This window comes from Herbidospora sp. NBRC 101105, assembly GCF_030269205.1.
Classification (GTDB): Bacteria; Actinomycetota; Actinomycetes; order Streptosporangiales; family Streptosporangiaceae; genus Herbidospora; species Herbidospora solisilvae.
The window spans coordinates 42230-67110 of sequence record NZ_BSSX01000001.1 but is presented as its reverse complement, the minus strand read 5'-3'; the positions used below and the strand labels follow the sequence as shown (position 1 = coordinate 67110).

At 69.7% G+C, this 24881-nt stretch carries 23 protein-coding genes; 9 read left to right on the top strand and 14 right to left on the bottom strand.

Annotation, left to right across the window (positions count from 1 at the left end):
* Positions 1-61: 61 nt before the first annotated feature.
* Both QSK34_RS00290 and QSK34_RS00285 read left to right on the top strand, forming a co-directional pair.
* Entirely contained in the window at positions 62-715 is a 654-nt protein-coding gene (locus tag QSK34_RS00290) for a TetR/AcrR family transcriptional regulator (RefSeq protein WP_285578611.1), read from the top strand.
* Positions 712-1395: a DNA alkylation repair protein gene (locus tag QSK34_RS00285; protein WP_161480562.1), complete on the top strand. Its 684-nt coding sequence runs from the start codon at positions 712-714 to the stop codon at positions 1393-1395. Before QSK34_RS00290 ends, QSK34_RS00285 begins: the two co-directional genes overlap by 4 nt.
* Before the next feature lie 50 nt (positions 1396-1445).
* Here the strand turns inward: QSK34_RS00285 and QSK34_RS00280 are convergent, their stop codons facing one another.
* From QSK34_RS00280 to QSK34_RS00260, 5 genes are all read right to left on the bottom strand, one after another.
* Complete coding sequence (locus tag QSK34_RS00280; protein ID WP_285578608.1) at positions 1446-2858, bottom strand: cellulose binding domain-containing protein; 1413 nt, start codon at positions 2856-2858, stop codon at positions 1446-1448.
* A 14-nt stretch (positions 2859-2872) separates the two neighbouring features.
* A complete protein-coding gene (locus QSK34_RS00275) occupies positions 2873-4144 on the bottom strand; it encodes a beta-N-acetylhexosaminidase (RefSeq protein ID WP_285578606.1) in 1272 nt (423 codons plus the stop codon).
* 15 nt (positions 4145-4159) lie between these two features.
* Positions 4160-4981, bottom strand: a complete 822-nt coding sequence (locus QSK34_RS00270) for a carbohydrate ABC transporter permease (protein WP_285578604.1) — start codon at positions 4979-4981, stop codon at positions 4160-4162.
* Positions 4978-5934: a carbohydrate ABC transporter permease gene (locus QSK34_RS00265; protein ID WP_285578602.1), complete on the bottom strand. Its 957-nt coding sequence runs from the start codon at positions 5932-5934 to the stop codon at positions 4978-4980. The genes QSK34_RS00270 and QSK34_RS00265 overlap by 4 nt, the downstream gene beginning before the upstream one ends.
* 195 nt (positions 5935-6129) lie before the next feature.
* Complete coding sequence (locus QSK34_RS00260; protein WP_285578600.1) at positions 6130-7395, bottom strand: extracellular solute-binding protein; 1266 nt, start codon at positions 7393-7395, stop codon at positions 6130-6132.
* A gap of 136 nt (positions 7396-7531) precedes the next feature.
* Between QSK34_RS00260 and QSK34_RS00255 the strand changes: the two genes are divergently transcribed.
* The gene (locus QSK34_RS00255; RefSeq protein WP_246060191.1) at positions 7532-8266 is read left to right on the top strand and encodes a GntR family transcriptional regulator; all 735 of its coding nucleotides are present in this window, start codon (positions 7532-7534) and stop codon (positions 8264-8266) included.
* Positions 8267-8274: 8 nt separating this feature from the next.
* Here the strand turns inward: QSK34_RS00255 and QSK34_RS00250 are convergent, their stop codons facing one another.
* The 3 genes from QSK34_RS00250 to QSK34_RS00240 form a co-directional block, all read right to left on the bottom strand.
* Positions 8275-8994: a hypothetical protein gene (locus tag QSK34_RS00250; RefSeq protein ID WP_285578594.1), complete on the bottom strand. Its 720-nt coding sequence runs from the start codon at positions 8992-8994 to the stop codon at positions 8275-8277.
* A gap of 97 nt (positions 8995-9091) precedes the next feature.
* Entirely contained in the window at positions 9092-10483 is a 1392-nt protein-coding gene (locus QSK34_RS00245) for an aminobutyraldehyde dehydrogenase (protein ID WP_285578592.1), read from the bottom strand.
* An 11-nt stretch (positions 10484-10494) separates the two neighbouring features.
* Positions 10495-11862 (bottom strand): NAD(P)/FAD-dependent oxidoreductase, encoded by a 1368-nt coding sequence (locus QSK34_RS00240; protein WP_285578590.1) that lies wholly within the window; start codon positions 11860-11862, stop codon positions 10495-10497.
* Positions 11863-11970: 108 nt separating this feature from the next.
* Between QSK34_RS00240 and QSK34_RS00235 the strand changes: the two genes are divergently transcribed.
* Positions 11971-12675: a TetR/AcrR family transcriptional regulator gene (locus tag QSK34_RS00235; RefSeq protein WP_285578589.1), complete on the top strand. Its 705-nt coding sequence runs from the start codon at positions 11971-11973 to the stop codon at positions 12673-12675.
* Positions 12676-12947: 272 nt separating this feature from the next.
* Here the strand turns inward: QSK34_RS00235 and QSK34_RS00230 are convergent, their stop codons facing one another.
* From QSK34_RS00230 to QSK34_RS00220, 3 genes are read right to left on the bottom strand one after another with little or no spacing between them, the layout of a single operon-like run.
* Complete coding sequence (locus QSK34_RS00230) at positions 12948-13982, bottom strand: ABC transporter ATP-binding protein (RefSeq protein WP_285578587.1); 1035 nt, start codon at positions 13980-13982, stop codon at positions 12948-12950.
* The gene (locus QSK34_RS00225; RefSeq protein ID WP_285578586.1) at positions 13979-14758 is read right to left on the bottom strand and encodes an ABC transporter permease; all 780 of its coding nucleotides are present in this window, start codon (positions 14756-14758) and stop codon (positions 13979-13981) included. The genes QSK34_RS00230 and QSK34_RS00225 overlap by 4 nt, the downstream gene beginning before the upstream one ends.
* The gene (locus QSK34_RS00220; protein WP_231515310.1) at positions 14751-15572 is read right to left on the bottom strand and encodes an ABC transporter permease; all 822 of its coding nucleotides are present in this window, start codon (positions 15570-15572) and stop codon (positions 14751-14753) included. The genes QSK34_RS00225 and QSK34_RS00220 overlap by 8 nt, the downstream gene beginning before the upstream one ends.
* A gap of 155 nt (positions 15573-15727) precedes the next feature.
* Here QSK34_RS00220 and QSK34_RS00215 point away from each other — a divergent pair, with 155 nt between their 5' ends.
* The 4 genes from QSK34_RS00215 to QSK34_RS00200 all read left to right on the top strand — a co-directional run bounded on the left by QSK34_RS00215 (position 15728) and on the right by QSK34_RS00200 (position 19458).
* On the top strand, positions 15728-16816 hold the full coding sequence (locus QSK34_RS00215) for a hypothetical protein (RefSeq protein WP_285578579.1): 1089 nt from the start codon (positions 15728-15730) through the stop codon (positions 16814-16816).
* 12 nt (positions 16817-16828) lie between these two features.
* Complete coding sequence (locus tag QSK34_RS00210) at positions 16829-17770, top strand: SIS domain-containing protein (protein WP_285578577.1); 942 nt, start codon at positions 16829-16831, stop codon at positions 17768-17770.
* Between the two features lie 211 nt (positions 17771-17981).
* Positions 17982-18800, top strand: a complete 819-nt coding sequence (locus QSK34_RS00205; RefSeq protein WP_285578575.1) for an SAM-dependent methyltransferase — start codon at positions 17982-17984, stop codon at positions 18798-18800.
* Between the two features lie 10 nt (positions 18801-18810).
* Positions 18811-19458: a MerR family transcriptional regulator gene (locus QSK34_RS00200; protein WP_161480572.1), complete on the top strand. Its 648-nt coding sequence runs from the start codon at positions 18811-18813 to the stop codon at positions 19456-19458.
* Here the strand turns inward: QSK34_RS00200 and QSK34_RS00195 are convergent.
* Positions 19426-20100 carry a ThuA domain-containing protein gene (locus QSK34_RS00195; RefSeq protein ID WP_285578572.1) on the bottom strand — a complete coding sequence of 225 codons (675 nt, stop codon included), beginning with the start codon at positions 20098-20100 and terminating at the stop codon, positions 19426-19428. The genes QSK34_RS00200 and QSK34_RS00195 overlap by 33 nt on opposite strands.
* A gap of 36 nt (positions 20101-20136) precedes the next feature.
* Between QSK34_RS00195 and QSK34_RS00190 the strand changes: the two genes are divergently transcribed.
* A complete protein-coding gene (locus tag QSK34_RS00190; RefSeq protein WP_285578570.1) occupies positions 20137-23280 on the top strand; it encodes an NACHT domain-containing protein in 3144 nt (1047 codons plus the stop codon).
* Here the strand turns inward: QSK34_RS00190 and QSK34_RS00185 are convergent.
* Both QSK34_RS00185 and QSK34_RS00180 read right to left on the bottom strand, forming a co-directional pair.
* Positions 23243-24451, bottom strand: coding sequence for an alpha/beta fold hydrolase (locus QSK34_RS00185; protein WP_285578569.1), 1209 nt, complete (start codon positions 24449-24451; stop codon positions 23243-23245). The genes QSK34_RS00190 and QSK34_RS00185 overlap by 38 nt on opposite strands.
* A gap of 4 nt (positions 24452-24455) precedes the next feature.
* Positions 24456-24857 (bottom strand): hypothetical protein, encoded by a 402-nt coding sequence (locus QSK34_RS00180; RefSeq protein ID WP_285578567.1) that lies wholly within the window; start codon positions 24855-24857, stop codon positions 24456-24458.
* Positions 24858-24881: the final 24 nt, after the last annotated feature.

The following is a 24881-nucleotide window of genomic DNA, read 5'->3' as shown; positions in this document are numbered from 1 at the left end:
CGATCATCGCCGATTCCGCGCTCTGAATGGCCCGTCGGCGCCAACAGCCCATAATGGGTGGGTGAACCAGCGCAAGAGCACCGCGACGGCGCGCAGAAACCATGGGGTGACCGCCTCGGAGCGCCGCGACCACCTGGTCAAACTGGCGGCTGAACTGTTCGCGCGCAAGGGCTTTCAGGCCACCACCGTCCGGAACATCGCCGACGAGGCCGGGATCCTGTCCGGCAGCCTCTACCACCACTTCGACTCCAAGGAGTCGATCGTCGACGAGGTCCTGCGCACCTTCCTCGACGACCTGACCGCGCGCTACCGGGTCATCCTCGACTCCGGGAAGGGCCCGGCCGAGGTGCTCGCCCAGATGGTCCGCACCGGCTTCGCCACGCTCGAACCCCACCGGGCCGCGATCACCGTCATGCAGAACGACTGGAACTACCTGCGCTCGCTGGAGCACCACCGCTTCGACTACCTCGTGAAGGCCGAAGAGGAGATCGAGCGCATGTGGATGGAGCAGATCAAGAAGGGCCAGGCCACCGGTGAGCTGCGGGCCGACGTCGACCCCAAGCTGACCTACCGCATGCTCCGCGACTCGATCTGGGTGGCGGTGCGCTGGTTCCGCCCGGGCGGGCGGCTCAACACCACCGCGCTCGCCGACCACTACATCACGGTCCTGTTCGACGGCCTGGCGACCGGAGAGCGGACCAGCCAGCCGAAATGAGCCTCGTCGACGCGGTGCGGGCCGCTCTGGGCGACCTCGCCGACCCCGAGAAGGCGCCGGTGATGCGGGCTTACATGAAGTCCGAGATGCCGTTCCTGGGCGTGCAGAGCGGGCCGCGGCGGCTGGCGCTGAAGAAGGTGTTCGCCGACCACCGGCTCGACTCCGCGCCGGTGTGGCGCCGGGCCGTGCTCGAACTGTGGCGCGAGGCGAAGTACCGCGAGGAGCGCTACGCGGCGGTCGACCTGACGGGCTTCCGCTTCTACCGCCCGTGGCAGACCCTCTACACCCTGCCCATGTACGAGGAGATGATCGTCACCGGCGCCTGGTGGGACCTGGTCGACGAACTGGCCGTCCACCGGGTGGGCGGCCTGCTGCGCCAGTTCCCCGAGACGATGCGCCCGACGATGCTCGACTGGGCCCACAGCCCCGACCTGTGGAAACGCCGCACCGCGATCCTGTCGCAGAACACCTTCAAGGAACACACCGACAGCGCGCTCCTCTACGCCTGCATCGAGCCGAGCCTGTCCGACACCGACTTCTTCGCCCGCAAGGCCATCGGCTGGGCGCTGCGCGAATACGCCAAGACCGACCCGCGCGAGGTCGTGCGCTACGTCGAGCACCAGGGGCTCAGCGGGTTGTCGCGGCGCGAGGCCCTGAAGAACGTGCCCGGAGGCGGCTGAACGGCTCGCGCGCCCCGAATGCGCGCGAGCCGCCGGTCAGTCTGCGAGCGTCAGCTCGCCGGGACGGTGTCGACCCAGCTCGTGCCCGCGGTGCGGTAGTTGTTCACGCGCTGGATGACGGTGGCGGGCGCGACCACCTCGTTCTTGGCGTGGTAGAACCAGTCGACCTGCTGGATCCACTGACGCTGGGTGCTGCTGCCGACGAGGCCGCCGCTGATGAACCACAGGTTGAAGTTCACCGACTGCACGGTCTCGGGGTAGTAGTCGCCGCCGTGGGTGGCGAACAGCTGGCCGTCGATGTAGTACTTGATCTCGCCGCCGGAGACCTGGAGAACCAGGTCGTGCCAGCCCGCGTAGCTGATGCGGTTGGCGGTGTGGGTGTTGACCGCCAGCCACGGCTCGTTGCGGTAGGTCTCCCACGAGGTGGCGTACATGATGTTCGCGGGCTCGCCCCAGCCGCCGTTGGGGAGGTACTCGAAGTCCTGCTCGCTGTAGTTGGGGTCGAGGTCCTGGTTGAGCGGGGTGATCGTGAAGAAGGTCTGCACGATGTGGTCGCCGTCGGGGCCGGTCGTCGGGGTGTCGGTGAAGAAGACCCGCGCGGCGTAGGTGCCCTCCAGGAACTTGCGCTGGTGCAGCACCTCCGACTGCTGGGTGCCGGCCGAGGTGCCGTCGGTGACCGACTTGAGCTGGAGGGCCTTGTTGGCGCCGCTCACGGTCGGGAAGGTGATGTTGGACGCGGGCCAGGTCGCGCCGGGGATGCCGGGGCCGCCCTGGTTGGTGCGGATCGTCCAGTTGTGCGCGTTGATGTTCGGGTCGGTGTGCGAGGTGTAGCTGAAGTCGTCGAACACGACGCCGTTGTTGCCGCCCGGGTTGTTCGGCGAACCCGACGGGCTGGGCGAGGGCGACGGGGACGGGCTGGGGTTGCCGCCCGCCGGGGCGTTGCCCCACAACAGGACGCCCGACTGGTAGACGGTGATCTTGTTCCAGTCGGCGTACGAGGTCTGCGCGCCGAACGAGTAGTCGTCGCTCTGCGTGATGCGCTGCCAGTCGGCCCGGTAGAACCGCAGCTGCATGTCGCTGGTGGAGGCGCCCGGGGCGAGCGAGCCGCCGGTGAAGCCGATCTCCAGGTAGCGGTCGGCGGTGGCCGTGCCGGGCGAGATCGTGCCGAAGGTGCCGGTGATCGTCGAGCAGCCGACGACCGCCCACGAGCAGGCGAAGCGGTACTGCTGCGACGCCGAGTCGGCCTTGAAGTAGTAGCGGATCTTGACGGTGTTGAGCGCCACGGCGGTGGTGCCGGTGTTGACCAGGTTCAGCCACGGCTCGACCTGGTCGGCCTGGGCCCCGGAGGCGCTGGTCTTGTACTGGACCTTGACGGCGGTCGCGGCCTCGGCCGGCAGCGCCACCAGTCCGATGGCGGCGAGGGCGGACATCAGTCCGCCGGCTAACCACTTCTTGCTGGACACATCTGTCCTTTCTGTTACGGGATGAGCGGACCCACCGAGACGCCTTGCGCGGCCAGGCGGGACAGGTGGGGGTCGAGACGGCGCAGGAAGTCGGAGTAGTCGCCCGCCGAACCCCAGGCGACCTCGGCGAAGGCCAGCAGCCGGGGGAAGGCCTGGCGTTCGACGTCGGCCGGGGTCGGCATGTACTCGGTCCAGAGCTGGGCCTGGACGCCGATGATCCCCGGCGCCGACGGGGGCGTGAAGTGGTAGGTGTTCGACAACGACAGGACCCGGTCGGGAAAGAACGGACCGGCCTCCTGCTCGGGCGGGTAGTCGAGGTAGGTGCGCAGGTGCGGGGCCAGCACGACGTCGCGGCCCTCAAGAGCGGCCAGCTCGCCGCTCTCCTCGTCGAGCCAGGTCATGGTGGTGGCGCCGGGGGGACCGTCGGGCTTCTCGTACCAATAGACGAGTTTTCTGTCCTTCTTCGCCAGGTGCTCGGCCATCCGGGCGGTGATCCAGGCCCGGCACGCGTGCGCGCCGGGCAGGCCCAGCTCGCGGATGCGCTCCTGGGCGCGCGGGGTGCGCTCCCACTCGGTGTTGCGGCACTCGTCGCCGCCGACGTGGACGTACTCGCCGGGGAACAGCTCGCAGACCTCGTCGAGCACGTGGTGGAAGAAGGTGATGGTCTCCTCTTCCAGGTTGAGGGTGTGGTCGCTGATGCCCCAGTCGGCCCAGACCTCGTAGGTCCGGGACGGGTCGTTGCCCAGCTGCGGGTAGGCCGCCAGCGCCGCCTGCACGTGCCCCGGCAGGCCGATCTCCGGGACGACGCGGACGAACCGCTCCTGCGCGTACCGGACGATCTCCCGGATGTCCTCCTGGGTGTAGTGGTCGCCCGAAACCTCGGTGAGACGCGGGTAGCGCCGGATCTCCAGCCGCCAGCCCTGGTCGTCGGTGAGGTGCAGGTGCAGCACGTTCAGCTTCAGCTCGGCGATCAGGTCGATCAGCCGCAGGATGAACGCCTTCGGCATGAAGTGCCGCGCCACGTCGAGCATCACCCCGCGCCACCCGAACCGGGGCGCGTCCTCGATCACCCCCTCCGGGAGCCGCTCGCCGAGCTGGCGGAGCGTCTGCCGCCCGTAGTAGGCCCCGGCGGGCCCCCCGGACGCCAGCTCGATGCCGCCCTCGCCGAGCGTCAGGCGGTAGCCCTCCTCCGGCAGGCCCGGATCGGGTCGGTGCCGGACGAGATCCTCGGAGAACGTGACGGAGCCCCCGAGGACGGCCAGGTCACGTGGCCGCGGAATGATCACGTTGGGTTTCCTTTCTCAGCCCTTGACCGCGCCGGCGATGATCCCGGAGGTCACCCGGCGCTGGAGGATCAGGAAGATCAGCAGAACCGGCAGCATGAAGAGCGTGGCGGCGGCCATGGTGGCGCCCCAGTCGGTGCCGAAGACGTTGGAGAAGGACGAGAGCCAGACGGGGAGCGTGCGGTCGTCCTGGTTCTTGATGATGAGCGCGTTGGCGAACGCGAACTCGTTCCACGCGGTGATGAACCCGAACAGCGACGTCGACATCAGCCCCGGCGCGAGCAGCGGGAGCACGACCTTCCGGAACGCGGCGGCCCGGCCGGCGCCGTCCATCTGGGCGGCCTCCTCCAGTTCCTCCGGGATCGCCGCGAGGAACCCGCGCAAGGTGACGATCGTGAAGGGCAGCGTGCTCATGAAGTAGATGAGCGTCAGCATGGAGAGCTTGTCGAGCATGCCGGTGTCGCGGGCGATGATGAACATCGGGATCAGCAGCGCCTCCCACGGGGCCATCTGCGCGATGAACACCATGAGGATGAACGCCTTGCGCCCCCGCCACCGCATCCGGGCGACCGCGAACGCGGCCAGCAGCGCCACGACCAGGCTGAGCAGGACCGCCCCGAGCGACACCAGCAGCGAGTTGCGCCAGAACAGCACGAAGCCCTCGGCGTTGATGGCGGTCTCGAAGTGTTCGAGCGTGGGGTGGAGCGGGAGGAACTGGGGGGTGTCGGCCTGGATGTCGCGGGTGGGCTTGAACGCGGTGACGACCATCCAGTAGACGGGGAACACCGAGACGACCAGCACCGACAGGGCGGCCAGCGTGATGGGCAGGCGCTTGATCACTGGTCGGCTCCCTCGTGCTTGTACATGCGGCGCAGGTGCGGGACCAGCACGACCAGGAGGATCAGCACGGTCAGGGTGGAGATGGCCGAGCCGAGGTCGTATTTGTGCAGCGACTGGGCGACCTGGTAGGCGTACACCGGCAGGGTCGTGGTCGCGCCGTCCGGGCCGCCCTGGCTGATCGCCCAGATCTGGGCGAAACACTTGAAGACCCAGATGATCTCCAGCGACGTGATCAGCCCGAACAGCGGCCGGAGCATGGGGAAGGTGACGTCGCGGAACACCTGCCAGGCGGTCGCCCCGTCGATGCGGGCCGCCTCGAACAGCTCCTGCGGGATGGTGGTCAGGCCGGCGTACAGGGTCAGCGCCGCGAACGGCACCGACTGCCAGACGACGAGCAGCACCATGATGACGAACGTGGCGGTGCCGTCGGCGAACCACGTGTAGCCGTCGAACCGGGTGAGACCGATGCTGGTGAGCAGCCAGTTCACGACGCCGAGCTTCGACTGGAACAGCCACTGGAAGATCGTGGTCGCCGCCAGGACCGGCGTGGCCCAGGTCAGCACCAGCCCGAGCAGGACCGCGAGCCGCAGCCTCTTCCCCAGTCGGGCGACCATCAGCGCGATCAGCGTGGAGATGACCATGATCAGGACGACGTTGATCCCCGTCCAGGCCAGCGTCCGGCGCACCACCGCCCAGAACTCCGCCGAGCCCAGCGCCTCGTGGTAGTTCTCCAGCCCCACGAACGCGGCCCCGCCCCTGATGAGCTCACCGGTCCTGAAGTGCTGAAACGAGATGATCACACTGCGGATCAGCGGATAGAACAGCAGGTAGGCGGCACCCGCGACGGTCGGGATCACCAGCAGGTACGGCCACAGGGCCGGGAGGCCGCGCCGCCGCCTCGGTGGAGGCGGGGCCGCCGCGGCGACGGGCCGCTCGGGAGCCTGCGTGACCACAGAAGTCCTTCCTTCTCTGTACGAACTGAGCGAGACGCGAGGCCTGCGCATCCGGCCTGGGGACGGGCCCGTCCGCGCGGCCCCGGGAATTGGGAGACGCGGCCGACGCGGACGGGTCCGAGACTGGGTGGGAGGGGCGGCCGGTCGGGCGCCGCCGATCGGGCGTCCGGCCGGCCGGGCTTCGGGCAGCGACCGTCAGGACTTGGTGTTGAGGATGTCCGCGATGACGTGGGAGGCCTTGGCCGCCTCCGCGGGGCCGTCGGTGCCGGTCAGGTAGGTCGTCATGTATTCCTTGATGACGTTCTTGGCCTCGACCGCCGCCCAGTTCGGGGAGTTCGGCGTCGCGTGGCCGTTGGCGGCGCCCTTGGCCATCGCGGCCGCGCCCTCGCTGGTCAGCACGCCGCCGAGCGAGACCCGGTTCGGCACGTAGGACATCTCCTTGGCCATCTCCGTCTGGAACTTCTCCCCGGCGAGGGCCTTGATGACCTCGTACGCGAGATCGGGGTTCTTCGACGCCTCGGGGATGATCAGGTCGCTGCCGCCGGTGAAGACGGCGCCGGGCTTGTCGGCGGTCTTTCCGGGGATCGGGAAGAAGCCGAGCTTGCCGGCCAGGTCGGGGTTGGCCTTCTCGATGGCCACCGAGCCGCCGGGCGAGGAGATGAGCTGCGCCACGTTGCCCTTGGCGAACACGTCGGCCTGCGGCGGGTTGGCCTCGTCGGAGTCCTTCGGCCCCTCGCCCAGCGCCTGGAGCTTCTTGTAGAAGTCGATGCCGGCCAGCGCCTGCGGACTGTCGAGGCCGCCCTTCCAGGTGCCGCCCTCGTTGACGGCCAGGTCGCCGCCCTCGTCCCAGATGAACCCGGCCAGGGTGTACCAGTTCTGGCCCGGCAGGTAGATGCCCTGGTTGCCGTCGGCGTTGAGCTTGGTGGTCACGTCGATCCACTCGTCCCGCGTCGTGGGCGGGGCCGTCACGCCGGCCTTCTCGAACAGGTCCTTGTTGTAGATGACGACGCGGTTGGCGGCGTACCAGGGAATGCCGAACTGCTTCCCGTCGATCTTGCCCGGGTCGGCCAGACCGGGCAGCCAGTCGGCGCCCTGGAGCTCGGTCACCTTGTCGGTGAGGTCCTTCACGCCGCCGCTGGCGGCGTACTCGGCGACCTGGGTGTTGCCCACCTCGATGACGTCGGGGGCGTCGTTGCTGGCCAGGGCGCTGGTGACCTTCTGGCCGATGCCGTCCCACTCCTGGATCTGGATGTCGAGGGTGACCCCTTGGTGCGCGGCCTCGAAGTCGCGCTCGAAGGTGCTGAGCAGGGTGTCGGACATGCTGTCGCGCATGATCCAGACGGTGAGCGCGGTCGCGGCGGGCGCTTCCGGAGTGGTGCTTTCTGTGGGCGAAGAGCCGCATGCGGTGAGCCCGGCGGCGAGCGCCAGAACCGCGGCCGCGGCGAGGAACCGGGGGGCCATGGGTACTCCCAGTGGTCAGATATTGGTAAGCAATCTGCCTGCTGGCGCTAGAGTGGTCTTAACCAGTAGACCCGTCAAGACCCGTTATTCAGTGTTTACATTCGACAACTGGTAAGACGCTGGTAAGGTCGGGGACGTGACTGTCAACATGCGGGCGGGGCTGAAGCGCGACCGGGTACGCGACTTCCTGCTCGACTACGTGGCCGACAAGAAACCCGGCGAGGCCATCCCGTCGGAACGCGACCTGTGCAAGGAACTGGGCGTCTCCCGCCCGACACTGCGCGCGGCCATAGACGACCTGGTGCGCTCGGGCGTCCTGGTCCGCGAACACGGCCGCGGCACCTTCACGGGCCCCCAGCGTGTCACCCAGGCGCTGTCGGCGACCCAGACTGGATCGTTCTACGCGCCGCCGGCCGAGGGAAAATGGCTGAGCGCGATCCTGGAGTTCGCCTCCTCCCCAGCAGGCCCCCAGCTGACCAGCCGCCTGCAATTGGCCCCCGCCACCCCCGTTCTCCGGGTGGTCCGGCTCCGCGTCGTCGACGACGCGCCGATGGCGATCGAACGCCTCCACCTGCCACACGAACTGGTGGCCGGGCTGCAACCGGCCGACATGGAGACGGGGTCGTTCTACAAGGTCCTGCGGGAACGGTTCGGGGTCGACGTGCGCAGCGCGGTGCAGACCATCGAGGCGACCGTCACCGACGAGACGGAGGCGGAACTGCTGGGGGTGCCGGAACACTTTCCGGCGCTGCTGGTGGAGCGCACGACGCGTGACGTGAACGGGCGGATCGTGGAGTTCACGCGGTCGATCTACCGGGGGGACCGCTATCGGGTGACGTCGGAGCTCTACTTCGACGCCGAGTCGGGCTGACCTGGCGATCAGAAGCCGACGAACCTCCGGGCCAGCGCCCGCATCCGGGACCTCTCTGGGGTCGCGTGCCGCAACCACTCGTGCGCGGGAGCGATGATGTCCTGGGTCCGCTCGTACACGTCACCGGCCGCGTCCGAGTAGCGGATGGTGACCACCAGAGAGTCCAGCTCGCGGAGGAGCTCCCAACGGTAGGCGATGAGCGCCACGCACTTCTCCGTCGATGCTGGAAGGGTCACCCCGGGACCGATGTTGGCCAAGTGGTAGTGCGTACCCAGGCGTAACCCGCGCTTGCCGAAGAATTCGACGACCTCCAGCCAGCCGATCGCGGTTTGGGATCGGCCGTCGGAGGTCGTGTATTCGTATCGGACACTCTCCACGACACAACGGCCAGGGCCGCGATTGCTCACGCTCTCGGTCCACACCGAATCGAGGTATCTGCTCCGCTCCGCCGGATCGCCGACGAAGACGAGCGCGGCCGACGTCGACTTGGCGAACTGCTCCCGGGCGATGATGAAACCGGCGATCAGGACAACGAGATTCGCACTCACCGTCGAGTCCACCACGCTGAACCTCCACGGCCATTGCGTGTTCAACCCTGGATCAAGGTTCCTCCGGACCACCTCCCAAACGAGATTGCCGACAATCAACACGAGCGCGGACACGGGAATGGCGAAGTTGATGAAATTCCGTTTGATCCGTTTGAGCGATGAGGTGTTCCGGCTGTTCACGAGCACTCCCGAGACATGCGGCCAGACTTTCGTGAGGAAACTTCATCCCTGCAACGAAAGGAACTGCCGGATTTCTCCTATCTAGGTAGTTGTCGCTCTAAGCCGGGCGGAAGGAGTCGCGTTCTGCGGGGGCGGCGTGTTTGATCATCAGGTGTCTCGTCACCGAGTACTCCCCGACCGCCTCCTGGCTCATGTCCTTGCCGAACCCGCTTCCCTTCACCCCGCCATGAGGCGCCTCCGACGCGATCGGCAGGTGGTCGTTGACCCAGGTCACCCCCACGTCGAGCCGGTGCGACACCCGCAGCGCCCGCGCCACGTCGGTCGACCACACCGAGGACGCCAGACCGTAGGGCGTGTCGTTGGCCAGCCGTACCGCCTCGTCCTCCCCGTCGAACGGCAGCGCGACCAGGACCGGCCCGAACACCTCCCCCTGCACGATCTCGGAGGACTGGTCCGCGTCGGCGACGAGGGTCGGCGCGTAGTAGTAGCCGGGAGCGTCGAGCGGGTCGCCCCCACGGACGACCCGGCCCGACGCCCGCGCGACGAAGCCGTGCACCCTGTCCCGGTGCTCGGCGGAGATGAGCGGACCGATGTCGGTCCCCTCGGCCCAGGGATCGCCCGGACGCACCTTCTCCAGCGCGGCCGCAAGGGCGTCCACGGCCTCGGCGTAGCGTGATCGCTCCACGTAGACCCTGGTCGCCGCTGTGCAGTCCTGTCCTGTGTTGTACGTGGCCCCCATGGTCACGCCGAAGGCCATGGCCTCCAGGTCGGCGTCGGCGAACACCAGGGCCGGGGCCTTGCCGCCGAGTTCCAGGTGGACGCGCTTGAGGCCGTCGACGGCGCCGCGCATCACGGCCTTGCCGGTCGCGGTCGAGCCGGTCACGCTCACCATGTCGACGCCCGGGTCGGTCACGAGGGCCTGGCCCACGTCGCCGCCGCCGGTCACCACACCCAGCAGGCCCTCGGGGGCGCCCGCCTCGGCCATCAGCTCGGCCAGGCGCAGCGTGGTGCGCGGGGTGCGCGGGGCGGGCTTGATGACCACGCCGTTGCCCGCCGCGATCGCCGGGCCGACCTTCCAGACGGCCATGATGAACGGGAAGTTCCACGGCGCGATCGAGCCGACCACGCCGACGGGCCGCCGGATCAGCACCGACGTGTAACCGGCGCTGAGCACGCCCGCGCCCGTCCCGTCGAGCGAGCGGGCCGCGCCGGCGAAGAAGCGCAGGTTGTCGGCGGCGAACGGGAGCTCGCCGTCGCGGAAGACCGCCGCGGGCTTGCCGGTCTCCTCGACCTCCAGGCGGGTCAGTTCGTCGGCGTCGCGTTCGACCAGGTCGGCCAGGCGCAGCAGCACCCGCGCCCGCTCCGACGGGGTGGCCTCGCGCCACTGCTCGAAGGCCGCCCGCGCCCGCGCCACCTTCGCCGGGACGTCGGCGCTGTCGGGGATCTCCTCGATGACCTGGCCGGTCGCGGGGTTGATCAGAGTCGTCATGTGCACGTCTTCTAACTGTCGAAACCGATGCCGAAGCGGTCGAGCACGCGGAGCCACGGCCCGCGTCTGCCCTCGTTCGCGTCGGCGCGGGCCAGCGCCCGGCGGGTGAACTCGACCACCGGCCACCTGATGGGCTCGGGCGGGAACGGCACCGGGCGGCGGCGCACCATCTTCAGCCGGGTACGCCGGGTCTCCCGGCGCGCCAGCAGGTCGAGCCCGGCGAGGGCGCCGAAGCGCGAGGCGCCCACGCCGAGCCCGGTGTAACCGAGGGCGTAGGCCACCCGGCCGCCGAGTGCGGTGCCGAAGAACGGGGTGAAGCGGCTGGTCGAGTCGATCAGGCCGCCCCAGCGGTGGGTCGCCCGCACGCCTTCCAGCTGCGGGAAGGTCTCCAGCAGGTGGCGGGCGAGCAGGGCGTGGGATTCGGGGCGCTGGTCGGTGCCGCCGCCCGCGAAGTTGTAGACGGCGTCGTACCCGCCGAACAGCAGCCGGTCGTCGGCGGTCAGCCGGTAGTAGTGGAACTGGTTGCCCGAGTCGGTGATGCCCTGCGCCTCGGCCCAGCCGAGCGAGGTCCGCCGTTCCGTGTCGAGCGGCTCGGTGACCAGCACGTAGTCCCACACCGGCAGGACGTAGTTGCGCAGCCGCCGCAGCGGCGACGGGAACGCGTTGGTCGCGATGAGCGCCTGGCGGGCCTCGAACACGCCCTGGGGCGTGGGGAGGCGTACCGACGAACCGGAGCGTTCCATGCCGGTCACCGGTGTGTGCTCGTAGATCCGCACGCCGAGGTTCTCGGCGACGCGGCGCAGGCCCCAGGCCAGTTTGACCGGATCGACGAGCCCGCCGGTGCCGCGCAGCCGCAGTCCGCCCAGGTAGGTCGGCGAGTGTACGTCGGCCCGCATGTCGCCGGCGTCCAGGAATGTGGCGTCTTCGCCATGGTCCCGATGGCGCTTTTCGGCGGCCCGCAATTCCGCCACGTGATGGGGCGCGACGGCGACCGACGTCTTGCCGACCAGCCGCAGGTCGGCGTCGATGTCGTGGTCGGCCACGAAATCGGCGATGGCGGCCAGGTTCTCCCGGCCGATCGCCAGCAGCAGATCGATCTCCCCAGGCCAGCGGTGCGCGCCGTGCGTCAGGCCGTGGGTGATCGAGTCGGCGATGAAACCCCCGTTGCGGCCGGTGGCGCCGAACGCGATACGTTCGGCTTCCACCAGAACGACGTCGCACGCGGGGTTTTCTTGTTTGGCCAGCACAGCAGCCCAGAGGCCGGTGAAGCCGCCGCCCACGACCAGCAGGTCGGCCGTCGTGGCGCCCGACAGCGGCGGGTACGCGGCCGGACCGGGCCGGTCGGTCCAGAAGACCCGCGGCAGTGCGTCCGTAATCACGATCCCCTCCGACCGATATTTGTTGAATCGTGATTCAAATACTTATCGAGCAACCACGTCAAGAGCTGCGACACTAGTTGTGAGATCCTCCATACGGGGCGGGGTGCGATGACTCAGCGCAAGAGCAGGGCAGACCGGCGGGTCGAGCTGATCGACGCGGCCAGGCGGGCGATGATCCAGCACGGTGCCGAGGGCGTCCATCTGAACCAGATCGCAGAAGAGGCGGGTCTCACGTCGGGCGCGGTGCTCTACCACTACCCCGATCTGCGCGACCTGCTGATCGAGGCCCACCACGCCGGCATGGAACGCTTCTACGAGCAGCGGGTCAAGAAGATCAGCGGCATCGCCGACCCGGCCCAGAAGCTCATCACGACGATCCGCTCGGGCCTGCCCGAGGGGCCCGACGACGCGGGCGTGCGCCTGCTGTGCGAACTGGGCGGCGCGGCCGGCCGCAACCGCGTCTACGGCACCCTGCTGACCACGCTCTACGACCGCCAGGTGGCGATGTACCAGACCATCCTGGAGATCGGCGCGGCCCAGGGCGTCTTCAAGCTGGCCGGCGACTCCGAGCAGATCGCCCGCAACCTGGTCGCCCTCGAAGACGCCTACGGCTACCGCATCATCGCCCGCCACCACTCGATCGGCCCCGACGAGGCCGTGGGCCTCATCCTCGACTTCGCCCGCATGTCGACCGGCCACCCGCTGAAGGAGACCCCGGCGGCCCGCCCGAAGACGACCCGGACCCCCCGCCCCAGAAACGGCGGCCCGGCCCGCCGCGCCACCACGACCCCGCCCCCAAAGGACGCCTCCTGAAACCGGCGGCAAGCCCTGTCGCGCCGCCGGAGACCTCAGGCCCAGGCAGGCCCGCCCGGGCCGCCACCTGGTTCGGGCCGCCGGACACCTCACGGCGCGGAAGGGCCCAGGCAGTCCCACCCGAGCAGCCCCTGGTTCGGGCCGCCGGACACGTCACCGCGCGGCCGCGGCTTGGCGTCGCAAACCGCCGCAGTTAAGGCGTGCACGGCCGGAAAAGAACCGCCGCGTCCCGGAACGACCGGAACGCGGCGGTGGTGGATCTGAAGCGGTCGTCAGTTCGTGATGAGGACCGCGTCCTCCGGGCGCCACGTCACGCCCACGACGGTCCCGGGGGTGATGCGGGCCGAGCCCTGCGTCGCCGCCAGGACCTTGCGGCCCAGGCCCGTGACCTCGACCGCGATGTGGGAGACGCCGCCGTAGAAGCTCACGTCGACGACCACGCCCTGCACCATGCCGGGGGTGGGTTCGGTCAGCCGGACCCGCTCGGGGCGGATCGCCAGGGCCGCCGAGCCGTCGGCCGTGGTCGCCTTGGACGGCAGCGGGCCGAGACCCTCGGCCGAGAAGACGCCGCCGCGGATCGCGCCCGTGAACAGGTTGTTCGCGCCGATGAAGTCGGCCACGAAGTAAGTGCGGGGGCGGTCGTAGAGGGTCACCGGGGCGTCGACCTGCTCGACCCGGCCCTGGTCCATGACCGCGATGCGGTCGGCCAGCGACATGGCCTCCTCCTGGTCGTGGGTGACCACGACGAAGGTGATGCCGACCTCGTGCTGGAGGCGCTTGAGTTCGAGCTGCATCTCGGCGCGGACCTTCTTGTCCAGGGCCGAGAGGGGCTCGTCCAGGAGCAGCAGGCGGGGGCGCTTCACGATGGCGCGGGCCAGCGCCACACGCTGCTGCTGGCCGCCCGACAGCTGGGCCGGACGCCGGTTCGCCATCGGCTCCAGGCCGACCTTCTCCAGCACCTCGCCCACCCGCGCCTTGATCTCGGCCCTGGGGAGGTTCTCGCGCTCCAGCCCGTACGCGACGTTCTTGGCCACCGTCATGTGGGGGAACAGCGCGTAGGACTGGAACATCAGGTTGACCGGGCGCTTGTGCGGGGCCAGTTTGAGCAGGTCGGCGCCGTCGAGGCGGACGCCACCGCGGTCGGGCGTCTCGAACCCGGCCAGGATGCGCAGCAGCGTCGTCTTGCCGCAGCCCGACGGGCCGAGCAGCGCGAAGAACTCCCCCTGCTGGATGTCGATCGAGACGTCCGAGAGGGCCGTGACGTTCCCGAACTTCCGGGATACCCCCTCGATGGAAAGCAGTGTCATTTGAGGGACTCCGTGATTCGGGTCATGCGCTGGACGGCGAGCACCGCGACGACGCTGACGGTCAGCAGGAGGGTGGCCAGGGCGTTGATGTCGGGGGTCACGCCGAACCTGACCATCGAGTAGATCACGATGGGCAGCGTCGGGTCGGTCGGGCCGGCCGAGAAGAAGGCCAGCACGAACTCGTCGAGCGAGAACGTGAACGCCAGCAGGGCGCCGGCCGCGATGCCGGGGGCCAGGCCGGGCAGGGTGATGCGGAAGAACGTCTGGAGCGGGCTCGCGCCGAGGTCGGTCGAGGCCTCCTCCAGCGAGGTGTCCATCGAGGCCAGCCGCACCCTGACGACCACCGCGACGAGCGGGATGCCGAAGGTCAGATGGGCCAGCAGGATCGACGTCAGGCCCAGCGTGAAGTCGATCGCGGTGTAGAAGATAAGCAGGCCGATGGCCAGCATCAGCTCCGGCAGGATGGCCGGCATCGTGGCGATGGCCTCGATCACCTTCGAGCGGGTGTGCCGGGCCAGGCCGACGGCGAGGAGTGTGCCGACGACCGTCGAGACCAGGCAGGTGCCGACCGCGACGATGAGGGTGTTGCCGAGCCCCTGGAGGATGGTCTCGTCCCCGGCGAGCTTGCCGTACCAGTCGAGGCTGAAGCCCTTGAAGACGTAGGGGTTGTCGCCCGAGTTGAACGACATGAAGACCACGACCGCGATGGGCACGTAGAAGAACACGTAGACCAGCCACAGGGGCAGGAAGACGATACGCGACGGCTTCTTACGCACTGCGCGTCCTCCGCGAGACGACCGCCTGGGCCAGCAGCAGGATCACCGTGACCACGACCATGACGAGCGCGATCGTGGCGCCGAAGGGCCAGTCGCGGGCCTTGAGGAACTGGTCGCGGATCAGGTTGCCCACCATGATCGCCTTTCCGCCGCCGAGGATCTCCGGCACGACGAAGTTCCCGAAGCTGGGCACGAACACGAGCACGGCCCCGATCAGCGCGGACGGCAGCGTCAACGGCAGCGTGACGCTGAAGAACGTGCGCACAGGAGAGGCGCCCAGGTTGGCGCTGGCCTCCCGCAGGCGCGGGTCGAGCCGCTCGACCGCCGAGTAGATCGGCAGGATCATCAGCGACAGATAGCCGTAGAGCAGGCCGACGACCACGGTGCCCCGGTTGTAGAGCAGTTCGAGCGGCTTGTCGATCAGGCCGATGCCGGTGAGCGCCTCGTTGACCAGGCCGGGACCGCTGAGCAGGATCGTCCAGGCGTACATGCGGATCAGGAAGTTCGTCCAGAACGGCAACATGATGGCCAGCAGCGCGATCGTCTTCCACTTCGGCGGAAGCTGCGCGATGGCGTAGGCCGTCGGATAGCCGATCAGCAGCGCCAGCACCGTCACCAGGCCCGCGACGACCAGGCTGTCCTGGATCACGTTCAGGTAGAGCGGCTGGAACAGCCTGCTGAAGTTGGCGGTGGTGAACTCGTAGACCACCCCGCCGAAGCGACCGCGCTGGAAGAACATGGTGCTGAGCATCAGCAGCATCGGCACCACGGCCAGCAGCGTCAACATGATCAGCCCAGGTCCGAGGAAGATCAACCGCGCGAGGTTCGAACCTCGCCCACGCGACATATCGGGCCCCCCTTCTGATGTTTGGCGAGTGTTGCAGGAGACATCAAATTAGACAAGACTGTGCCGCGCGGGGTGAGCTCTGAGTTTGTGCTTCCAGTTGAACCGACATTCAGGAGATCGCGGTGGAGTCCGCAGACTGGGCGTTGCCGGGGAACGTCGTGCTGCGCCTCGGCGAGGAGCTTGAGGCGGGTCCCGGGGTGACCGAGCAGGTCCTCAGGAACCTGGGCGCCGCGCCGGCGCCCTTCAGGGTGCGCGAGATGCGCCCGCTGCCGGACTTCCCGGCGGGAGAACGCGCGATCACCGTCGACCAGACCCACCGGTCGGTGGTCGTCGGCGAGAAGGTGATCGTGAAGTGGTTCCCCCGTCCGTCGGAGGGCCCGCATCCCGGTCTGGAGATGCTGACCCATCTGGCGAGCACGGGGTTCACCCGCACGGCCGAGCCGTATGCGGCGATCTTCTGCGGGGCGGCGCTGGCCGGGCTGGCCACGGCGTACCTGCCGGGGGCGCGCGACGGCTGGGAGTGGTGCGCCGAGCAGGCCGCCGCCGGACGGACCGCCTTCGCGGCCGAGATCGGCGCCCTGGCCGCCGACCTCCACCTGGCCATGGCCACGCCCTCGGAGGTCGTGCCCGAGCCGGTGCGCCTGATGCCGGCCACCGACGGCTGGGCGGAGCGGGCCGGGCGCGCGCTCGACGAGGCGCTGGCCCTGACGACCGACGAGACCGACGGGCGCTGGCTCGCCGACCACGTCGCCGACCTGCGGCGGGAGCTCGCGCCGTTGCAGGTGGCCGGGGAGACGCAGGTGATGCGCGTCCACGGGGATCTGCACGTGGGCCAGATCCTCGAATGGGAGGGCGGCTTCTCGCTGATCGACTTCGACGGCAACCCGACCGTGCCGGACGCCTCCCCCTACCAGCCCGCCGCCCGCGACCTGGCCCAGCTCGTGATCAGCGTCGAGAACGCCGGGCAGGTGGCGATCAAGCGGCGCGGCGCCGATCCGCAGGCGGTCTCGGCCTGGGTGTGGGGCGCGCGGGAGGGGCTGGAGAACGCGTACACGAGACGGCTGGAGGAGGCCGGGCGGGGCGACCTGCTCGACCGTTCGCTGCTGCGGCCGTTCGAGGCCGAGCAGCTCTGCCGGGAGCTCATCTACGCGGGCCGGTTCCTGGAGCGCTGGCGCTACGCCCCCATGGGCGTGCTGCGGACCTGGTTCTGAAAGGCTGACGAGATGGACGCCGGAAAGTTCCTCGACGACCTGCTGAAGAAGCCCGAGTCGCTCGACCGGCTGGCCGCCGCGCTCGACGCGGGCGGCCTGTTCGACGGCCTGCCCGCCGACCCTCGGCGGGTGTTGTTCCTGGGCATGGGCAGTTCCCGGTACGCCGCCCGCGTCGCCGCCCTGCGCCTGCGCGCCCTCGGGATCGACGCCGCCGCCGACTACGCCTCGACGGCCCTGGGCTACCCGCCCGACCCGGCGACCCTGGTCGTGGCGATCTCCGCCACCGGCGGCAGCCGCGAGACCCTCGCCGCGGTGGCCCGCCACCAGGGCGTGTCGTTCGTGACCGCGCTGACCAACAAGGACGGGTCGCCGATCACCGAGGGCGCCGACCACGTCGTCCCGATGCTGGCCGGCCCGGAGGAGGGCGGGGTGGCGTGCCGGACCTTCCAGCACACCCTGGCCCTGCTGCTCGCCCTGACCGACCGCACCATGGACGGTTCCCTGGTCAGGCGGGCCGCCGAGGCGACGCAGGATCTGCTCGACCGGCGGGCCGACTGGCTGCCGGGGGTGCTGGAGCTGCTCGACGGCCCCCACGGTGTCTACACGATCGCCCCCGCCGAGCGCCTGTCGTCGGCCGACCAGTCGGCGCTGATGGTGCGCGAGGGGCCGCGCCGCCAGGCCACCGCGTGCGAGACCGGCGACTGGGCCCATGTCGACGTCTACCTCACCAAGACCTACGACTACCGCGCCCTGCTGTTCCCCGGTTCCCCCTACGACGACCAGGCGATGGAGTGGGTCAGGGAGCGCGGCTCGACGGTCGTCGCCGTCGGCGGCGAGGTGGCCGGGCAGGCCGGGAGCGTGCGTTACCGGCATGACGACGATCCCGGCGTCGCGCTCCTCACGGAGACGCTCGTGGCCGAGCTGGTCGCCGCGTCGTGGTGGGCGCACGGGTAGGAAAGCTACCGGTGTTCCGGCTCCGCCCGGACCCTAAGTGGCTCAATAGTGACATTCCACACCAATTCATAGAGGCCCACCGGGGCGGGGCGCGATCCGTCCCGGTGGGCCCAAATCACGCTAATCCCGGACGATTTCCCACTCAAGTGCCGGTTGGCGTGATGCGATATTTCGCCATACCAGTGAGTCTGATGCGGTTTAGGATCGCGGCGTGACCCTCGAAAAGGCACCCCCCGGCGTCGACCCCCTCACGCCGAGTGTGGCCCGGATGTACGACTACTTCCTGGGCGGCAAGGACCATTTCGCGGTCGACCGCGAGGCCGCGGAGGCGATCGACGCCATCTCCCCCGACGCGAAGGACCTGGCGCGGGCCAACCGCCGGTTCCTCGGCCGGGCCGTCCGCCACCTGGTCGACCAGGGCGTGCGGCAGTTCCTCGACGTCGGCGCGGGCCTGCCCACCCGCGACAACGTGCACGAGGTGGCCCTCCGGCACGCGCCCGACTGCAGGGTCGTGTACGTCGACAACGACCCCATGGTGCTGGTGCACGCCCGCGCGATCCTGGCCGACAACCCGCAGACCATCGTGACCGAGGGCGACCTGCGCGAGCCCGACTGGATCGTCGGCCACCCCGGCGTGCGCGCCCACCTCGACTTCTCCCGGCCGGTCGCGGTGCTGATGGTCGCGGTGCTCCACTTCGTCACCGACGACGAGGAGGCCCGTCGGCACGTCGCCGGGTTCCGCGACGCCCTGGCCCCCGGCAGCCACCTGGTGATCTCCCACATGAGCCCCGGCACGGCCGGCGGCGACGACCTGGCGGCGGGCCGCGAGATCTACGCGAGGAGCACGGCCGGCGGCCTCGCCTTCCGCACCCACGACGAGGTCCTGTCGCTGTTCGACGGCTTCAACCTGGTCGAGCCGGGGCTGGTCGAGGTCGCCGACTGGCGCCCCGACGACCCGGCGGCCCGGAGGCCGGCGACGCCGTCCAGCGGCGCGATCGGGCTCGCCGGAGTGGGCCGCTTGGATAGCTAACATATCCAGCGTGCGGATCTCCCAGCTCAGCGAAACGACCGGCGTGCCCATCCCGACCATCAAGTACTACCTGCGAGAAGGGCTCCTGCCGCCGGGCGAACAGGTCTCCGCGACCCGTTCGGTGTACGGCGCCCCGCATGTGCGGCGGCTCCGCCTGATCAGAGCCCTCCTCGAAGTGGGCAAACTGCCCATCTCCGCCATCCGGGCCGTGATCGAGGCCGTCGAGGACGAGACGATGGGCGTGCACGAGATGCTCGGCACCGCCCACTACGCGCTGTCCCCGAAGACCGAACCCGAGGACACCGAGGAGTGGGAGGCCGCGCGGGCCATGGTCGACGAGCTCATCCGCGAGCGCGGCTGGCGGGTCGAACCGGCCGCCCCCGGCCGGGCCGAACTCGCCCAGACCATCGTGACCCTCCGCCGCCTCGGCCAGGAGGTCACCCTGCCCGACCTGCGCCCCTACGCCGCCGCGGTCGGCGGCCTGGTGCGCGACCACGAGATGGCCCGCATCCCGTTCGACGGCCCCCGCGAGACGGCGGTCGAGGCCCACGTGATCGGCACCGTGCTCTACGGCCGGGTCCTGGACGTCGTGCGCCGGCTGGCCGAGGAGTCGGAGTCGGCCCGGCTACTCGCAGATGCCGACGGGCTGGCGAAGTAGCCACTGGGCCGCACGGCACAACAGCGTGCGGTGGACCGGCGAGTCGTAGGAGCGTGTGTCGTGGCCGAGGGCGTCGTACACGAGCCGCCCCCTTCTGACGTTCCGCGCCCACAGGACGGGCTGGCCCATCGACGTGGCCAGCGGCGTGACGTCGGGGAGGACGTCGAGGTCGCTGTAGACCTCGTCGACGACGTCGAAGTCGCGCAGCCCGTCGGTGATGACGTGGTCGCGGTTGACGTGGACGGTGGTCCAGCCGATCGGCGGATGATGCGACTTGCCCCACTTCCACGAGGCGCCCAGCACCCGCGGCCAGCCCTGCCAGTCGTCGAAGCAGATGGAGGCGGTGTGCATGGCGAGCAGGCCGCCGCCCTTGTTCAGGTGGTCGAGCAGGACCGCGCGGGCGTCCTGGCCGAGCGGCAGGTGCCACTGGTCGCGCTGGTCCTCGAAGTGACCACGCTGGTTGCACCAGCGCATGGCGTTGAGGGTGATCAGGTCGACCTGCGGGGGTTCGGAGAGGGCGCCCGCGATGTCGTCGGTGATCTCCGACTCGACGCCCGCTTCGAGGAGGACCTCGGCCAACGTCCGGGACGTGGCCGCGAAGTCGTGGGCCACACCTCCGGAGAGAATGAGATTTCGCGCCATACCCGCAACTGCATCACACGTCCCTAGGATCGGGGAATGGCCAAGCGGGTGACCTACGCCGACGCGGTTGAGTTACTGGGCGGCGATTCGAAGGTGATCAGAGCCCTCGACAACGCGCTGGGGGTGGCCCTGTTCGCGGGCGGCCCACTGACGCTCAGCCTGTTCGACGCCAAGACGGAGGCCGTTCGGCTGGCGAACCAACTTCTGGGGAGCCTGCGCGAAAAGCTGGGCCGGGCACCCCGCGCGACCCGGACCGAACGGCTGGTCGCCGCCCACGAGATCATCATCACGACGGCCTTCTTCGAAGCGCTCGACGACGTGAAGCTGCCGGTTCGGCTCGAAGACCTGCGGATCGACGAACCAGCCGCCGAGTCGCTGATGAGCAGCGTTAGAACGTTGCGTTCCTGCCTGGTCGAACGCGATCCGGTGACACCGACATCGGTCCATCTCGACGAACTGCGGCGGACCTACGCGCTCGCCGGCAGCCAGATGAACATGATCATCGAGGTCGTCGACCCGGGCCAGGTCAGCCCCGGCCGGTGGGAGCAGTTAATGTACGCCTTCTCCAGCCGGCTGCCCGACGCCGCGACGCGCCGTTACGAGGACCTCTATCACCGGCTCGCCTCCGACTTCCCCGAGTTCGCCTTCTGGGCGCAGATGCGGGCCCACGAATCGACCCAGACGGCGCTCGCCGGCCTGGAGCAGATGCTGATGGAGGTGACGGCCGGGCGGACGCCGTCGGCGAAGGTGCGGAGCATCCACGCGCTCAACGCCGGGGCGCTGATCCGGCCGATCACCCGAAGCGACGAGCAGGTCGGCGACCTGCGCATCCCCAGCCTCGGCGAGGGCTACGTCGTGCCGCTCTTCCGGCGGGTCGGCGACCCGAGCGGCAGCGACCTGAGCCTCGAGTCGACGTGGGAGCAGGAGGAGGTCCGCGGCGACCTGGGCCGGTTCCTGGCCGGGCACCTCACCTCGTTCGAGGCGTTGCGCGCGCCCCTGCTCGTGCTCGGCCAGCCCGGGGCGGGGAAGTCGGTGCTGACGCAGATGCTCGCGGCCCGGCTGCCACCGAGCGACTTCCTGCCGATCCGGGTGCCGCTGCGGCAGGTGCCCGCCGACGCGGGCATCCAGGAGCAGATCGAGGCGGGTGTCCACGTGACGACCGGCGAGACGATCTCGTGGCCCGAGCTGGCCCGATCGGCGGAGGGCGCGCTGCCCGTGGTGCTGCTCGACGGCCTCGACGAACTGCTCCAGGCGACCGGCGTCAACCGGGCCGACTACCTGCGGCAGGCCATGGAGTTCCAGGACCGCGAAGCGTCGCTGGGCCGCCCGCTCGCGGTGATCGTGACGACCCGGACCGCCGTCGCCGACCGGTGCCGGGTGCCCCGGGAGTCGGTGGCGCTCCGGCTGGAGCCCTTCTCGAACGAGCAGGTCGAGGCCTGGGTGGATTCGTGGAACCGCAGCACCGGCTCTCGCCTGTCGTCGCACGACGTGCTCTGCTATCCCGACCTGGCCCGGCAACCGCTGCTCCTGCTGATGCTCGCCCTCTACGACGCCGACGGCGCCGCCCTCACCGGCCGGTTGCGCCAGTCCGAGCTGTACGAACGCCTCCTGCGACGGTTCGCCGCGCGGGAGATCCGCAAACACGAGCAGGACCTCGACGACCCAGGCCTTGCCGAATCGGTCGAGTTCGAGTTGCTGCGGTTGTCGGTCGCCGCGTTCGCGATGTTCAACCGGGGCCAGCAGTGGGTCACCCACGACGACCTGAACCGCGACCTGTCCGCGCTCATGCCGCAGGGCACGGTCGCGACGACCGGGTTCCAGCGGTCACTGACCGCCGCGCAGAAAGTGCTCGGGCGGTTCTTCTTCGTCCACCAGGCACAGGCACAGCAGGACACCGACGCCTTCAGCACCTACGAGTTCCTGCACGCCACTTTCGGCGAATATCTCATCGCCCGCCTGATCAGAAGTCAGGTCACGGAGGAAGCCGAGCAGGAGGGACGCCGCAGGGCCTTCCAGCAGAGGTCACAGACGATTCTGGCCGATCTCCTGTCGTTCGCCGTCCTCGCCGTCCGGACGCCGATTCTGCGTTTTCTCAGCGAGATGCGCGAGGACGATCCGCGCGAACGACTGCTCCTTCTGCGCCTCTTCCGAGACGCCTATTTCGATGCCACCGTGACCGTCGGCGACTACCGCCCGAGTCCGGTCTCCGCAGCGCAGAACGTGGCCCGCCGCACGGCCAACCTCGTGCTGCTGCTCAGCGTGCTGAGCGGGCCGACCCGGGCCGGCGAGCTGTTCGGCGCGCCGCCGGCGCACATCCACCACTGGCAGAACCTCGTCGACCTGTGGCGGGCGGGCATGGCAGGCGAGGAGTGGCACGCGCTCAACGACTGGCTGACCATCGTGCCGACGTGGGAGGAGGGGAACGAGCGGGAGATCACCGTGATGCTCGGCGAACCCCTTGTCGAGGCCACCATGCCCGACGAGATCGCCAGATGGACCTATGAGATACCTCCAGGCGACCAAGAGGCGGCCTGGGTGGTGCGACCGGCTCGCACGTCTCTGGACACCGGAAGCGGACGCCACCTGATAAACGCCCTCGCGGGCGCGGTGCTCCGCCACCGGCCGATGCTTGCGAGGACCTTCGTGAGCACTTCCGCCCAGTCCGCCGACTCGCTGATGGGCGCGCTACTCGACGCGTGGCTCAGGATCTCTCCACGCGCACGTCACCTCGGTTTCCCTTTCCAAGACGACCCCTGGATGAATCGTCGTCTTCTGCAGCTTGTCCAAGGTGAGCGACAGCACCTGTCCGTCGATTTCATCGCCACGATCTGCAACCGGTACTCGGATTTCGAATACTCGGCCGAGCTGCTCGACTGCGTTTTGTATGTGATCGCCCACGACAGGAGGAATCTCGACCTCGTCGACCAGGTGCTCCGAAAACACCAGGCCACGCCCTCGGGCGCGTTGCTGGCGGCCGTGACGTTGATGGAACTCGATGTCGACCCCTCGCAGATTCCGGTGGTGGCGTTCGACTGGGTGCGGCAGATGACGCCCGAAGACTTCGAGGAGATCGCCCGGTCCGACCCGCACCTGTTCGCCCGCGCCCGCCGTGTCATCCGCGCCGAAGGCGGTCGCTACCGCCTCATCTGGCCTGGACCAAGCCCATCACCTTCCGGATGACCGTCTCCCCCGACACCCGCAGCCCGTCGTGCTCGAACTCGTTCGTGACCCACGTCGTCACGTTCGCGACCTCGCGGGCCGTCTGTGCCGACAGGCCCTCGTCCACGTACATGTCGTCGTAGTAGACGACCGCGCCGACCGGCACCTCGTTGGCGGCCAGGCGGGCGGGGTCATACAACGCCGGCCAGGTCATCCGGGCCAGGCATTCGGCCGTCTCCCGGAACGGGCGCAGCGCGCGGATCTCGTCGAACATCCAGGGATAGATCATCTCCCCGGTCAGGGGCAGGTCGAGGGCCAGGCGGGCCGCCGACCAGTTCGTGGGGGCGCCCTGCGAGTAGATGGACTCGTGCATGACCGCGTACAGGGGATTGCCGGCGAAGGACGTCTCGGCCATCACCTGGTAGAGGAACTCGTCGGACAGTTCGCCGCCGACCCATGCCTCGGTCAGGAGCCAGTGCAGGGACTCGGCGCCGCTCGCGGTGCCCAGTTCCATGCCGAGGAACTTGAGGCGGTGGGGGGTGAGGCGGTCGCCGTCCGGGAGGCGGACGTCGTTGGCCGCCAGGTGGGCGAGCAGGCCGTCGAGGGCGGCGCGGTCGTCGGGGTAGCGGGTGAAGTAGCGGCGGAGTTTGTCTTCGACGCGGCGGTAGGTGCGGCTGTAGACCTCGTCGGCGTCGGCGTGCAGGCCCGCCAGGCCGCCCGTCACGTAGCAGGCCGACAGGGAGCCGGGGGCCTTGGACAGGTAGGTCAGCGTCACGAAGCCGCCGTACGACTGGCCCAGGGTCGACCACCGTTCGACGCCCAGCGCGCGCCGGATGTGCTCGGCGTCGTCCACGATCGCGTCGGCGCGGAAGTGGCGCAGGTAGGCGGCCAGTTCGGGGCCGTCGGGGGCGGGGAGGGACTTCGCCGTCACGGGGGTGCTGCGGCCGGTCCCGCGCTGGTCGAGCAGGAGCACACGGTGGGTCAGCAGCGCGTGTTCGAGCCAGGCGTCTCCCGACATCGGGCGGGGGGCCTTGCCGCCGGGGCCGCCCTGCAGGAACAGCAACCACGGCAGGTCGTCGCCCGCGCGCCGGGAGTCGGCCGCCTCCCGGGCGAACAGCTCGATCGAGCCCCGGGAGGGGTCGGAGTGGTCCAGCGGGACGGTGAAGACGTGGTCTGTCAGGGAAACGGTCACCGCGTCACGATAGCGACTCGGCCTCGGCGGCCGCCGCGTCGGCTTCGGCGGGCCGTCCGGCCGCGCGGAGCACCCGCGACAGGGTCGCCAGGGAGACGATCAGCGACGGGCCGCCGAGGCCGCGGGCCAGGGTGACGGCCTCCTCGGCCAGGGGCAACGCCATCGCGGGGCGGCGGATGAGGGTGTCGGCGCCCGACCGGAGGGCGCGTACCAGCGTGCCCTCGTGTTCCTCGGCGTCGTGTTCGCAGAGCAGCCGGGCCGCGCGGATCGCGCCGTCGACCGAGGCGGGGGAACGGGCGACCCGGGCGTGCGCGAGGAGAGCGTCGACGACCTCCGGGCCGGCCGCTCTTCGGGCTATCGCCGCGAGGTGCAGGCGGATCTGCTCCTCGTACTCGTTCGGTTCCACTCGGCCCAGCGTCTTCCCGACGCC

Coding starts and splice junctions, on each gene's coding strand:
- QSK34_RS00285 (WP_161480562.1), top strand. CDS start 712: ATGAGCCTCGTCGACGCGGTGCGGGCCGCTCTGGGCGACCTCGCCGAC.
- QSK34_RS00260 (WP_285578600.1), bottom strand. CDS start 7,395: ATGGCCCCCCGGTTCCTCGCCGCGGCCGCGGTTCTGGCGCTCGCCGCC.
- QSK34_RS00245 (WP_285578592.1), bottom strand. CDS start 10,483: ATGACGACTCTGATCAACCCCGCGACCGGCCAGGTCATCGAGGAGATC.
- QSK34_RS00235 (WP_285578589.1), top strand. CDS start 11,971: ATGACTCAGCGCAAGAGCAGGGCAGACCGGCGGGTCGAGCTGATCGAC.
- QSK34_RS00230 (WP_285578587.1), bottom strand. CDS start 13,982: ATGACACTGCTTTCCATCGAGGGGGTATCCCGGAAGTTCGGGAACGTC.
- QSK34_RS00210 (WP_285578577.1), top strand. CDS start 16,829: ATGGACGCCGGAAAGTTCCTCGACGACCTGCTGAAGAAGCCCGAGTCG.
- QSK34_RS00195 (WP_285578572.1), bottom strand. CDS start 20,100: ATGGCGCGAAATCTCATTCTCTCCGGAGGTGTGGCCCACGACTTCGCG.
- QSK34_RS00190 (WP_285578570.1), top strand. CDS start 20,137: ATGGCCAAGCGGGTGACCTACGCCGACGCGGTTGAGTTACTGGGCGGC.